11 protein-coding genes are annotated in these 12,618 nt (G+C 68.8%); 1 reads left to right on the top strand and 10 read right to left on the bottom strand.

What is annotated here, in order from left to right; translation table 11 throughout:
• Window positions 1–48: 48 nt before the first annotated feature.
• The 4 genes from ACH4J0_RS19410 to ACH4J0_RS19425 form a co-directional block, all read right to left on the bottom strand.
• Entirely contained in the window at window positions 49–1,368 is a 1,320-nt protein-coding gene (locus ACH4J0_RS19410) for a GDSL-type esterase/lipase family protein (protein WP_396241609.1), read from the bottom strand.
• Window positions 1,369–1,529: 161 nt separating this feature from the next.
• The gene (locus ACH4J0_RS19415) at window positions 1,530–2,249 is read right to left on the bottom strand and encodes a class I SAM-dependent methyltransferase (protein WP_396241611.1); all 720 of its coding nucleotides are present in this window, start codon (window positions 2,247–2,249) and stop codon (window positions 1,530–1,532) included.
• Window positions 2,250–2,301: 52 nt separating this feature from the next.
• Window positions 2,302–3,132, bottom strand: a complete 831-nt coding sequence (locus ACH4J0_RS19420) for a hypothetical protein (RefSeq protein ID WP_396241613.1) — start codon at window positions 3,130–3,132, stop codon at window positions 2,302–2,304.
• A 3-nt stretch (window positions 3,133–3,135) separates the two neighbouring features.
• The gene (locus ACH4J0_RS19425; protein ID WP_396241615.1) at window positions 3,136–3,981 is read right to left on the bottom strand and encodes a hypothetical protein; all 846 of its coding nucleotides are present in this window, start codon (window positions 3,979–3,981) and stop codon (window positions 3,136–3,138) included.
• Window positions 3,982–4,335: 354 nt separating this feature from the next.
• On the opposite strand from ACH4J0_RS19425, the gene ACH4J0_RS19430 reads away from it, so the two are divergent.
• A complete protein-coding gene (locus ACH4J0_RS19430) occupies window positions 4,336–5,319 on the top strand; it encodes a phosphotransferase family protein (RefSeq protein WP_396241617.1) in 984 nt (327 codons plus the stop codon).
• Here the strand turns inward: ACH4J0_RS19430 and ACH4J0_RS19435 are convergent.
• The 6 genes from ACH4J0_RS19435 to ACH4J0_RS19460 are packed head-to-tail and all read right to left on the bottom strand — an operon-like array spanning window position 5,310 to window position 12,385.
• Window positions 5,310–6,320 carry a hypothetical protein gene (locus ACH4J0_RS19435; RefSeq protein ID WP_396241619.1) on the bottom strand — a complete coding sequence of 337 codons (1,011 nt, stop codon included), beginning with the start codon at window positions 6,318–6,320 and terminating at the stop codon, window positions 5,310–5,312. The two genes, ACH4J0_RS19430 and ACH4J0_RS19435, sit on opposite strands and share 10 nt — an antisense overlap.
• Before the next feature lies 1 nt (window position 6,321).
• On the bottom strand, window positions 6,322–7,599 hold the full coding sequence (locus tag ACH4J0_RS19440; protein WP_396241621.1) for an ATP-grasp domain-containing protein: 1,278 nt from the start codon (window positions 7,597–7,599) through the stop codon (window positions 6,322–6,324).
• The gene (locus ACH4J0_RS19445; protein ID WP_396241623.1) at window positions 7,596–8,741 is read right to left on the bottom strand and encodes a glycine amidinotransferase; all 1,146 of its coding nucleotides are present in this window, start codon (window positions 8,739–8,741) and stop codon (window positions 7,596–7,598) included. The genes ACH4J0_RS19440 and ACH4J0_RS19445 overlap by 4 nt, the downstream gene beginning before the upstream one ends.
• Before the next feature lie 22 nt (window positions 8,742–8,763).
• On the bottom strand, window positions 8,764–9,738 hold the full coding sequence (locus tag ACH4J0_RS19450) for an aspartyl/asparaginyl beta-hydroxylase domain-containing protein (protein WP_396241625.1): 975 nt from the start codon (window positions 9,736–9,738) through the stop codon (window positions 8,764–8,766).
• 29 nt (window positions 9,739–9,767) lie between these two features.
• Entirely contained in the window at window positions 9,768–11,162 is a 1,395-nt protein-coding gene (locus ACH4J0_RS19455) for a hypothetical protein (protein ID WP_396241627.1), read from the bottom strand.
• A 56-nt stretch (window positions 11,163–11,218) separates the two neighbouring features.
• On the bottom strand, window positions 11,219–12,385 hold the full coding sequence (locus tag ACH4J0_RS19460) for a cytochrome P450 (RefSeq protein ID WP_396241629.1): 1,167 nt from the start codon (window positions 12,383–12,385) through the stop codon (window positions 11,219–11,221).
• Between the last annotated feature and the right edge of the window lie 233 nt (window positions 12,386–12,618).

Genomic DNA, 12,618 nt, shown 5'->3' on the forward strand with positions numbered 1-12,618 from the left:
GCCCGGAGCGCCGCGAGCAACGCAGAATCGCTGTCCAGATTCGGCCGATCACCCTGAGTAGTCGAGGAGCTTCTCTACGATGCGGTGCTCGGCGAGGAGCTGTTCGGCCTGCTGGAGCAGCACGGTGTCGCCCAGCTCGGTCAGGTGCACCCCATCGCTCCACAGGCTGCCCGGGTCGTCCTCGCCGCCTGCAGGGGCGAGGTGGTGGGCGGCTGCGGTGAACGGGGCCCAGACGTCCAGGAAGAGGGCGTCGTGGTCGGCGGCAGCCTTGGCGGCGGCCTCGTTGTAGCGGCTGAGTTCGGTGTTCATGTCGGCCACAGTCGCCGGCAACTCGATGGGCCCGAAGGGGGTCTCAGAGATGACGATGATCCGCCGAGTGTAGCCGCTGAGCTGGTCCAGCATCGTGTTGAAGTGCCGGGTGTACTCGTCGAGGTCGACCGCCTCGGCCATCCGGTTCTGGAAGCGGCGCCACACGTCGTTGATGCCGCAGCCGAGGAACACCAGGTCGTAGTCGGTGCCGGTGGTGGCCCGGTCGCCTTCGACGATGCCGGCGATATCCCGGCTGGTGGCGCCGCCCTCGCCATGGTTGCGGATGTTGAACGTGACGTGGGGCCAGGCGGCGCGCAGGGACAGGGCGAGGCGGTGAACCCAGCCGCGCTGGTGCCAGCCCTCGACAGTGACCTTCGAGCCGATCTCGGGCAGGTTGGCCTGGGTGGTCATCTGCGCGTTGACCGCCTCCAGGTGTTCCATGATCGAGGTGCCGAAGAAGCCCACGGTCAGGGTGCGTCGGTCCTCGCGCGGCGCGGGCGCCCCGTCGAAGCGGCGACGAACGCCAGCCGGGACGCCGGTGGCGATGGTGTCGGGAGCGATGCTGTGGGAGACGACCGCGTTTGCGCCGACCAGCGCGTTGGCCCCGATGCGAACGCCTGCGGTGACGGCGACTTTGTTGGAGAGGATCGCGCCGGATTCGAGGACGATCGGCGCGGCCTCGAACCCGGACGCCCACGGAACGAGCTGCCCGCTCGGTACGTGTGCCGTGGTGCGGGGGCGGTGGTTGTGGTCGTGCAGGTCGCGCATGTTCGACACGGCCGCGCCGTCGCCGATGCGGATGCCGGCCACGACGGAGATGAAGGCGTGTTCTCCTACGGCGACGTCCGTGCCGATGGCGACGGTGGCTCCGCGGTGGACCTGGGGGGTGGATCCGCGGCGGTTGGAGACCCGATCGCCGATCGTCAGGTGGGCTCCCTGGTCGATCCCGACCTGAAGGTCGTTGGCCAGGTCGCAGTCGTCGCCGAGGGTGAGCGCCGGGCCGTACTCGGCGCGCAGCCGTTCGGCGGTGCTCTGGGCGGGGGAGGTTGTGCTGGTCATCGCGGGAATCGGTCCTTCGCTTGCTGCGGATGATGGCCGGGCCGGGCCTCAACGTACCGACCGTGAGCGCTTTGTGTCGGACCACCTGAGAAGAGCCCGCTGCTGATCAGGGCGCTGGGAAGCGCGTACCCCAGCGCCGGCAGCGATGCGCTTACTCAAGCTCAAGCGTTGGCCAGCCACAGACCCTTGTACTGGATCTTGGGGTGGCGGTGGTCTCTTGTGGTGGTCCCGGCCGGGGTGTAGCCGCAGGACCGCAGCAGGTCTGCCGTCGTGGACCGGTCCCGTTCCTCGTTGTAGACACCGATGATCAATCGGCCGCCCGGGGCGACGACATGGTCCAGCAGATGGGCTACGTACGCTCCACGCAGGTCCGCCGGCACGTAGTCCACGCCGGTGCGGACGGCGTCGAAGCGATGCGGAGGCTTCCAGCCCATCGCGTTGGCGGTCCAGATTCGACGCGCCCACTGCGGGTAGCGGGTTCGGGCGAGGTCGGCGAGGGCGGTGGAGATCTCCACCCCGTAGGGCTCGATGGTGATCCCGGCTTCGGCCGCCCAGTCGATCAGGCTCTCCATCAGGTGGCCGTTGGCGCATCCGATGTCGAGGAACGTCCCACCGTGGGGCGGGAGCAGGTCGACGAGCAGGCTGCGGGCTTCTCGCCAGCGGGTCTCGTCACCGCTGTGGCCGGACTGGGCCCGCGGGTTGTCGCCGTTGAGGTAGGCCGGTTCGATGACGCCCAGGACGGCGGCGTGCCACTCGGTGGCCGTGATCTCGCCCGCCTGGTACGCGTCGTCAATGGGTGCCAGATCGCTCCAGCCTCGCTCCTTCGCGCTCGCGATGTCCTCGGCGTCGTGGCCGACCGGACGGCGCGCGGTGGGGTCCATGCGTTCTCCTTCCCTACTCGCTGACGTTGGCGCCTTGCAGTCAGGGTGGCGTTCAGCCCCCTTGAAGAGCGTGGATCAGCCGCACGCCCTCCCGGTGCGCCGGCCCCAATCGCGGGTCGTTCGGACCGGCGTGTGGTCCGACGATCTTCGCCAGCACGAACAGCTGCATCACCATCCCGTCGCGGCTCTCAAGGTCTGCCCGGCGCTCCCTGCGTACCCGGTCCGCGAGCGCCGGTACGGCGAGGGAGGCGGCGTACAGCGACGCCGAGTCGAGTCCGCTTGGCGCCATTCCCCAGTCCTCCCAGTCGAACATGCAGAACCCACCAGCGCCGGTGACATTCGCCCAGTTCAGGTCGGCGTGAGCAGGACACCACCGCTCCACCCGAGTGTCGTGCGCTCCGGGAAAGGCGGCCTTGATGGTGTCGTCGACCAGCTGCTGCGTGATCCGTTCGGTGTCCGGGGCCGCCACCCGGGCCGTTCGTTGAAGGGCCAGCTCTGCCAGCGAGGCGTTCAGCGAGCGCCACCAATCGTCCGGCAGCTCCGGGTCGACGGTCACCACCGCGGGTCCGACCGGGAGTTCGGGCAGCAGCGAGATCTCGTCCGCGTGCCAGATCGCATGGTCGTCCGGGTCCTGCCATGTCGCCGACCTGTACCAGCGTGGCATCGCCACGCCGGGCAACACCACTGCGGCTTCGAATCCGCCCCAGCCCTGTTCCCGCGCCCGCGCCCAGGGGCGGCGTTCGACCCGGGTCCAGGTGCCGCGGTCGGTGCCGGTTCCGACCGTCCGGCGCTTGCGCACCACGCTGCGCCGGTCCAGCCTCGTGCCGAGGCGCTGCTCCGCCTGGTCCAGGACGTGATCGACGGGCTCCTGCCGGAGGTCCATGATCTACCGGACGAGGCTGGCGTCGGTGCCCTGCGGCGGGGTGACACCGGTCAGCTCACGTGCCCGCTCGGCGAGGAGAGGGGCGAGTTCTGGGTAGTACCCCCGATCGACAGCCTGGAGCATCTCCGCGAGAGCGATGAGCTGACCCACGCGTCCAGCCGGAGTGTCGAGGATGTCGGCGAACTCCGTGCGGATGCGGTCCGCGACCGCGGGCACGAGGAGGCTGCTGACCCACAGGACCGCAGGGTCGTAGCCGACCGGCACCAGGCCCCAGCGTTCCCAGTCGAGGATCTTGAGCGGCGCGGCGGTCAGGTTGGCCCACTGAAGATCACCGTGCCCGGTGATCCGCTCGATTTCGGCCGGGGCCGGGATGCCGAGGTACTTCGGGAAGACCTCTTCGACCCATGCCTGGCGCAGAGTGATCTTCGTGCCCGGTGCTTGCGCGATGCCGGCCAGCGCGTTCCGCAGCCCGGTCCACCAGCCATCGTCCAGGCCGGGGTCATCGCGAAGATCCGGGGTTGAGGAGACCGCGGAACCTACGAGGTCGAAGACGTCGGCCTGGTAGAGCCAGTCGGCCTCGGTCCAGTCCACGGTGTCGTGGAGCCGGGGTCGCGGGACGGACGCGTGGACGCGCTGCTCCGCGCCGAGGGCCCCCTGGCCGGTCGGCCGCGCCCGGTGGCAGCTGCTTCTGGAGACGCGGAGCCAGGTGTTCTCGGCCCGGCGACCGACGGTGGTTCCGGAGGTACCAAAGACCGGCGGTCCGGTGCACACGAGGCCGAGGAACGCGGCGGCCTTCTGGTGTGCTGTCGTCAGGCTGTGCCGGGTGTCGTCATTCGGCTGAAAGGGCATCAAGCACTCCTGAGTCGCTTCGGTTCGGCGAGGGCCACCCTGGCATCGTCCCAGTGCCGACGGGTGCTGGTCACCGTGAGGACGACGTCCAGCGCCGAGCATGCTCCGATGACCTGGAACGCGGCGGCGTGCAGGGTCGTCCCGGCTGGATTAGGTTCACCAGTTCGGGTGTCATCAGGCCGGGCAGCCGCGCTACAGGCTCGCTTCTGGCTCGACGCGGGATAACTGTGGAGAACCGCGAGCATTCGTCGCGAGCACCGGTATCGTCGACTCGCCGCACAGGTAACGTAGTTGGCCGTCGATCATATTCCCTCCTGCGCTTCACTGCGCCTGTCAGAAGTTCAAGGAAACCGCATGGAATTTCTACCGATCGAGCGCGCTGCTGACGCGTTTCAGCAACCGGTGACTGCCAGCGAGATCCAGGCGGTCTGCCAGCGGGTCTTCGGCGCCGACGTACTGTCCGCCAGAGAGTTGGGCTCGGGGATGTACAACAACACCTACCGCGTGGCCGTGGCCGGACATGAACGTCCGGTGATCCTCCGGATCGCTCCGGAGCCGGGTCGGCAGTTCCGCTCCGAGCTGCAGTTGATGCGCAACGAGTACGCCAGCGTGCCATGGTTGACGGCAATTGCGCCTCTCATGCCGCGTGTCATTGCCGCGGATTGGTCGCACGAGGTGATCGGCCGGGACTACATGGTCCAGACCCATCTTGACGGCGTACCCGCCCCCGAAGGTCTCGGTAGGTACTCCCGCACGAGCTGGCCGAGCTTCTTCCGGCAGATGGGCTCGATCGCGCGGAAGATCCACGGGGTGCGCGGTCCGCACTTCGGCCCCATCGCCGGCCCGGCATACTCCGCATGGAGCACAGCCGTGGCGGCCTCCTTGGAGGACATCGCTGCCGATCTCGACGCTGTCGGCCTGGACTCCGCTGATCTGCGCAAGGTAGCCGAAGTAGCGAGCCAGCACCGTGCAGTTCTCGACGAGATCACCGAGCCACGCTTTCTCTCGGGTGACCTGTGGACCGTCAATGTAATGCTCGCCGAGAGCGCACCCAACCCAGTGATCTCCGGAGTCCTCGACCTGGACCGCACCTGGTGGGGTGACCCCGCCGCTGACTGGACGATCCGCATGGCGCTGGCGAAAGCCGACGAGCGGGAGGCGTTCTGGGAAAGCTACGGCCCTCAGGATCGTTCTCCTTCCGCGGTGCTGCGCTCGCGAATCTACGAGGCCCGCCACATCGGTGCCATCCGCCTTGAGCGGCATCGGCTGGGAAACGTTGACATGGTGCCGCAGACATACGAGCTGATGCGGGACGTGCTCGACCAGATTCAAGCGTGAGTCGCGGCGTCGCGCTGCCGAGAGGTCTCGTGGCTCGGCATGCGTCTGACGCTGATCTGCGCCGCTCGCAGCTCGGTCATGAACTGGTCCTGTGGCTGGACGTAGGCACGCAGGTCGACGTCGTGCAGCAGTACTGGTGGCCGGCTCAGCAGATGCGTGCCGGCAGCGATGAGGAAGGTGCGGGTCGTGGCGTCGCTGCCTCGCTTCGTGCGCGGCGCCTGATAGAGCAGGTACGCCGCCTGCAGCCAAGCGGTCAGCGCGGCGGCCGGGGTGGTGTGGTCCTGGGCAAGCAGAGTCATGGCGCTGCGGAAGATCGCACTTCGGTCCGTTTCCGGAGAGCTGGCGCTGTAGACCAGCAGCTGGCCGTCGGTGGCAATCCGGGAGGTGTCCCCGCCACGTGCGGCGACTCGAGCGACCATCACGGCCGCAGAATTGTGGGCGGCACTGCCTCGCAGTAGTCGCATCCCGTGTGCTGCCTGACCGTCGGGCAGCGTGACGTGGTTGCACACGACGTCCATGTCGGCCGATTGGGTGAACCTCGCGGCGATCAGCGCGGCGATCCGTCGCATAGTCTGGCTGGCGGGAGTCTCGGCGCCGCCGAGGTAGGTCCGCGTGGCCGGGTCCCAGGTGGCGCCGTCGCGGAGCCGCTCGTGCTCCCCGATCCGGAAGAGGTTCGGGTTGTCGTCGGTGATCGGTGTGCGGAACTGCTCCGCCGAGGCTGCGCCGTAGCGGCCGGTCGGGTGCGGGTTCGCCACCGCGGTCCGGTACCGCCAGTCCTCCGCTACTTCGAACGCCGTAGTGAATGCCGTGGCCCGCGCGTCAATGTCGCGGGCCGTAGGCAGAACTTCGGTCAACGTCTGGTGGAGTGAGAGTGCTGCCTCAGCCTGACAGTGAGCGAACTCGCGCACGACCCTCTGGGCGGTCGGCTCGTTGCTACGCAGAACCACGTCCGGTGTCGGGAAGCACTCAGCTGTGATCAGCGTGGGAGCTGGACGGGACATCCTAGGTCTCCGTGGTCGTGGAGTGGCTGCCCGGCCAGTCGCCGGGCTCGACGTCAATGCGGATCTGGTCGAGCAGCTGCTCTGCATATAGGTCGACAGACTGCTGGTTGGGGCCTACCACGACGAAGCTTCCGAGGCGGGCGGTGTTGTCCGTGGCTCCGTTGACGGTCTGCCCGACGACCTTGCGTACGCGGACGATCGGAACTCGGGGACTGGGGTCGGGTAGTCCGGTCACGGTCGCCACGCGTCCAGGGTGCGGGCTGGTCAGGAAGCGCACGGTGGCGTAACCGCTGCGGGTTGGGGCTAGGTGAGCTGGGCGGCCCAAGGCCGTGTCGAGACAGGCCGCCCACGGATCGATACCGAGCGCGTGCTGGATGAGGAAGCCGATCTGCCCGGCGCCGATACGGGCTCCGATCTCGATCACGGTGCACTGGCCGTTCGGCGTCAGCATCACCTCCGTGTGTGACGCCCCGTTGCGTATCCCGACTGCGGCGATGGCCAGGTCTACCTCCTTGAGTACGGTCTGCTCGGTCTCCGGAGACAGAACGGCGGGAAGGGCATGGCCGAGCTCGACTCGATGGGCACCGCCGGTGACCGTCTTACGGGTCACGCACAGGTGTGTGCTTGTCCCGTTCTGGGTGATGGATTCGACGCTGTACTCGGTGCCCTCGATGAATTCCTGGACAAGGACCCGCGGATCGAGATCCATCCCGTACATCCCGCGCGGCACCTTTGCGGCTTGGAAGGCAGCGGTCGCCTCGGCCGGACTGGTCACTACCGTGACGCCGGCGGAGCTTGCCCCTGCTGCGGGTTTCATGACACACGGGAAGGTGATCTGTCGGGCGGAGCATAGGGCGAGCAGTTCGTCCTCGGTGCCGACAACCCGGCTGCGGGGCGCGGTGACGCCGTGGCGGGCGAACGCCTCGCTCATAGCGGCCTTGCTCCGTGCCGCAGCGGCCCGGGCCGGATCGTTGCCGGGCAGGCCGAGGGCCGCGCACACGTGCGCGAGCAGCTCGGTGAGGTACTCATTGGTGGTGAGTACCGCGCCGATGCCGCGGCGGTGGGCGTAGTCGATGACATCCCGCAGCGCCTGCTCCGTGCGTGAGAAGTCTGTCAGCAGGCAGCCGGACAACAGCGCTTTGAGGTCGGTGGCAAAGGTGGCATGTGTCTCGAGATCGGTGGCGGCGTGTACCTGGTAGCCGGCTGCGACCGCAGTCGCGACGAGGGCACCAGACTCGGGGCCGGCCGCCTCCAGGAGTAGGACGCGGGGCTTCGTCACGACAGGTAGTCCTCGCATCCGCCAGAGCGGTGGGTGTCGAGGGTGAAGCAGTGGAATCCTCCTCCGAACAGCCGCCGGTGCCGGTGGCGGACCGGCACGGTCGTGAAGCCAGCTGCGTCCAGCGTCTTGATCAAGCCCGAGCACTCCTCGTTGACCAGCACTGTGTTTTCGTCGATCGACAGCACGTTGAGGTCGATGTAGGGGCTGGTCAGGACCAGGTCGGCGTCGTCGTAGGCGGGGAACGCGCCGGGGTCGGGCTGCGGCGGGACGATGAACTGCCACCGTTGCAGCGGCTCGGGCAGCAGGTCGCGAATGCCGTCGTGGCGGGCGAGGAACACCCCGGGCTTGAGCGCCAGGAGCATGCTGTCGATGTGGTTGTCGGCCATCCGGTGGACACGGTGGATTCGGTAGTGGCCGTCCAGATGCCTTTCCAGCCACTCGACCGCCATCACGTGGTTTTCGTGGGCGATGTTGACCACCAGGTCGCGGCCCAGGCGCAGGACCTGGGCGCCGTCGAGCATCATCTCGAAGCCGATGTCGTACGGAGACGGCTGGGGATCAGCGATCGGTTCGGTGGGACCACCGAGGGTGGTGGCGGTGTCGCGCGCGTAGGAGAGGTCGAAGGAGTTGTCGGTGAGCAGGGGGCGAGGCATCGTCGTCCAGCGGGCGCCAGCCGCGTAGTAGGCGCGGAAGACGGGGGCGAGCAGGCGGGTCTCCAGGTAGCGGGAGCGGATCGCCGGCGGCGTCTCGATGATCTCCTCGCCGAGGATGAGCGTGTTGTCGCGGATGTTCAGTGCCGGGGTAGGCGCGGCCTGCCAGCCGAGGCCGGCGATGGGGGCGGGGTTCGGCGGTAGCGGCAAGGGTCGGTGGACGATGACGCCGAGCTCGGCGAGGGCGGCGGCGAGGTTCTCGACGTCCTCGTCGAGTTCCTCGGTGTAGCGGCGCTTGATGTGCCAGCTCTGCGGCGCGGCCCCGCGGGTGGTGGCCAGGCGAGGGTAGGCCCAGTCCGAGCGGAAGCCCGTCAGGTTCTCGTGGTGAAACAGTTCGAAGGTGACGTCACGCTCGTGGGAGAGGTAGTTGGCGGCGGAGCCGACGATGATCTCGCGCAGCGGGGTGAAGTCGTCGTAGCTGTGCAGCTTCATGGCTGGTGGTCCTCCGGGCTGGTCAGTGGGTGGTGTTCGCAGCCGGCAGGTGGCGGTGAAGGGTGGTACGGCCGCGACGCACGTGCAGCAGGACCCCGTCGGCGGCGGGCGTGAGGGTGCGCTGCTCGCTCCAGCCGGCGAAGCGGTACTCGCCGTCTCCAGTTGGCGCAAGGGCGAGGAGGCGTCCGGCGGTGGTCAACGTCAGCTGGCCGTCAGGCTGCTGGGTGATCTGGGCGGGCTGGAGTTCGCCCTCCAGGGGGTCATCGTGGTCGAAGTCGGTGAATCCGCTGGGCAGGAGCGCCGGGTACGGGAGCGGGGAGGGGAAGACAGTGGCTCGCGGGGTGGGCCGGTTGAACAGGACGTCGGCTTCAGTGAGGGCGGCCCGCCAGGCGGTGGGGAACAGGTCGACAAGATCCTCGGTGAGCAGGGCGTCGATGACGGCGTGGACCCGCACCGTGTGGCCGGTGTTGCGCACCAGGTGTTCGCGGGAGAAGTCGCCGTACCAGAACTCGCCGGGCTGCCAGCAGTGCTCGGCGTCGTCCAGGACGAGGATCGCGCCGGGGTGGGTGACGATCGGGATGTGCAGGCGTACGAGCCCGCGGTCGAGGCGGTACTTGGGGTCGCAGTGGGGCTGCGAGGCGGCGCCGGGGCCGAGTGCCATCAGCCGCACGGCATTCAGCGGCGCGGGGATGCCGGCGAGGATGTCGCGCAGGTAGGGCAGGCGTTCGAGCCATGGGGTGGGGGCGAAGTCGACCGGGCCGGGCCCGCCGGGGTCGGTGCGCTCCCCGTCGCCACCGGGGCTGCGCAGCGGCAGGACGCGCCAGTCGATCGCGGTCGCCTCGCCGATGTGGCCGCCGGGGGCGTGAATGCGCTGGCGTTGCCAGCGGTGGCTGGTGACGGCAGCGAGTTCGCAGGCGAGCCGGTCGGCGTCGAACGCCGGGGTGAGGCGGGTGGCTTCGGCGAGCCGGACGGGTCCGGGGCGCTCAGGCGCGTTCATGGTGGAACCCTTCGGGGTGGCGGCGGTAGTCAGGACGCGAAGTGCGCGGGGACACCGACGTGGTCGCTGGCGCTGTATGCGCTATCGGGCACCGTCGCGAAGCGGGCGTCCAGGCGCCGCCAGACCGCCTGGCGGTCGGCTTCGGTGGCGTAGGCGAGGCAGAACACGAACTGCGCGAGCCCCGGTTGGAGCGGGACGATCGGCATCGAGACGATGACGCCGGTGCGGCTGTTGGCATCCCAGGCGCAGCCGAGCTCGGTGAGGGCTGTAAAGAAGCTGTCGGCGTCGGGGACGGACCAGGTCGGGGGGACGTGGTATTCGACGACGGATCGCTCGGGCAGGGCAGATGTGTCGACGATGCGGTGAGCGATGACCTGGTAGATGTGCAGTGAGCCGGAGACTTGGGCGTTGACCTCGGTGAACAGCACGCGGCCGTCCGGGGCAGCGATGGCGTCGGCGCTGAGGTGACCGCGGTAGCCGAGCGCCCGCCAGGTCTCGGCCAGACGGGTTCCGCCGTCCAGGAGCTGGGCACGGACCTTGTCGTCCACGTCGCGCAGGGGGACGATCTGGTGGCTCAGCCGCCGGCCAACGTACAGCAGGGTGCCCATCTCGGTGGGACGGGTGCCGGTGTCAGCGGCGTAGTGCTCGGAGTAGAGGGAGGTCGCGTTGGGCGTGAACTCCTCGACGACAACGGAGAAGTGGCCCTCACCACTGGCCCAGTCCCAACGCTGCTGCCAATACGCCTCGATCACGTCCGGCCCGGGGCCGAGACAGTGGAGGTGGCGGGCGCCAACGTGGTCCACGGCCAGCATCGGGTCGCGGACCAGAAGCTGGTTGCCGACACCAGCTCCGTTGTGGGCCTGCTTGACCACGACCGCCCCAGCACTGCTGAGCAGGGTGTAGGTCGCATCGATTGCCTCGCTCACGCTGCGACACACCGCGCCAGGGGCGATCGGCACTCCGGCCCCGGCGGCGAGCGCCCGGAAGACGGCCTTGTTGTTGCCCAGTTCTCCACCGCTCTGGGCGAAGAACGCGGCGCCGGGGAACCGGTCGCCCAGGCCGAGGGCGGCAGCGAAGCGGGCCACGGAAGCGGACGGCCACAGCGCGAACACCTCCTCCACGTGCCGGCTTCCGGAAGCGGTGAGCGCCTCGCGTGCCGCATCGAGGAACAGAGGGCTAGTCAGAACATCGGGGTCGAGCAGACGGCCACCGAAGCGTCCGGGCGGAGTGATGAGCACGTGCAGGCTCGCCGCGTCCACACCGGTCAGCGTGGTGACGTAGGCGAGGAACTGCGGGTCGGGGGCATCGCAGAGCACGATCAGGTCCCCGTCCTGGGCGAACCACAGCACTCGCTGGGTCCAGGCTCGCAGATCACCGCGGTCGCGGATGGCGGGATCGATGTGGTTGCCGATCAGGACTCTCATCAGGGCACTCCAGGTCACGAGGGATGTGCGGCTGCCGCCGGGGCGGCTTGGAGGGATCACGCGCCGAAGACGACCGGAAACCGGTCGAAGACGCGCATCGTCGCGGTGCGGCGCCGCACCGGTGCTTCCGCCGCGCGCAGGTGGGCCGGGTGGTCGAGGAGGGCGCGCACCAGGACGCGCAGCGCGGCCTGGGCAGGGACCGTACCGATGCAGGAATGGGTTCCCCAGCCGAATCCGAGGTGCCGGTTGGGCGCACGGTCCAGCATCAGCTGATCCGGCTTGGGGAAGTGCTCCGGGTCGTGGTTCGCGGCGGCGAACAGCGCCAGTACGGTCTCTCCCGCCCGCACTGCGGTACCGCCTATCTCGCAGTCCGCGGTGGCGATCCTGCTGGTGCCCTGCACCGGTCCATCGAACCGGACCAGCTCGTCTACTCCGCTGCGCAGCAGGTTGGGCTCGGCCATCCGTTCCAGGGCGTCCGGGTACCGCAGGAGGGTGTGCGCGGCGTTGCCGAGGGCGGCAACCATGGTGCTGTATCCGCCTTGGAACATGACCCGGGCGGTGTTGCGGACGAACAGGTCGAGGTCGGCGCCGCCGGCCGGATCGGCGTGCTGGCGAACGTGGGCCAGCAGCCCCGGTCGGCTGCTGACGGTGAACCAGGAGTCCACCAGGGCGGTCAATTGCTGCCGGGCGACTTGGCCCGGCTCGGCGAGACTCGGATCGAGGCCCGCGTCCATGCTTCGCATGATCCGGTCGGAGATCTCGGCGAAGGAATGGAGGTCAGGCTGCTCGACTCCGAGGAGATCCGAGATGACGGCGAGCGCGAGTGGCGCCGCGATCCCGACCATCAGATCGAAGGGGCCCTCACCGGTGAGCTCTTCGAAGCGCGCGGCCAGTAGGCGGTGGCCACGCTCCTCGATCGCTCGAAGGTCCTGGGCGCGCAGCGCGTTCATGAACAGCGAGCGCACCGGAGCCTGGTCGGGCGGATCCAGCGACTGCACGCTCAGGCTCGGCTGCGGCACCACGGTGCCCGTGCGGCGGCGGTCGCGGGCGAAGCGTTGGTGGTCGCGCAGCACAGCGACGCAATCCGTGTAGCGGGTCAGCGTCCACGACCGCATGCCCTCATGCCAGAACACCGGCGTGGCTTCGCGCAGTGCGGCGAGTACCGGGTAGGGGTTCTCCAACGTCGCCGGGTCCAGCGGGTTGTAGATCGTCAGGGACGGCATCAACTCTCCTCGCGGCTCCAGAGCGTTCGTGGCTGCTGATGTCGGGCCGGGGCCGCTGTGATCCCGCCCCAGCCCGACGATCAAGATCAGTGGTCGTAGGACATTGCAGACCTCCTCTCGAGGTGCCGGTGCGGGCCGCCGGCAGCCATGCCTCCGGCGAGACCTCAGGGAATCGCTGCGGATGAGCTTTGAACAGAGCAGAATTGATGCATCGATGAGGCATTCATGTGGCA

The organism is Kitasatospora sp. NPDC017646, from assembly GCF_044329365.1.
Classification (GTDB): domain Bacteria; phylum Actinomycetota; class Actinomycetes; order Streptomycetales; family Streptomycetaceae; genus Kitasatospora.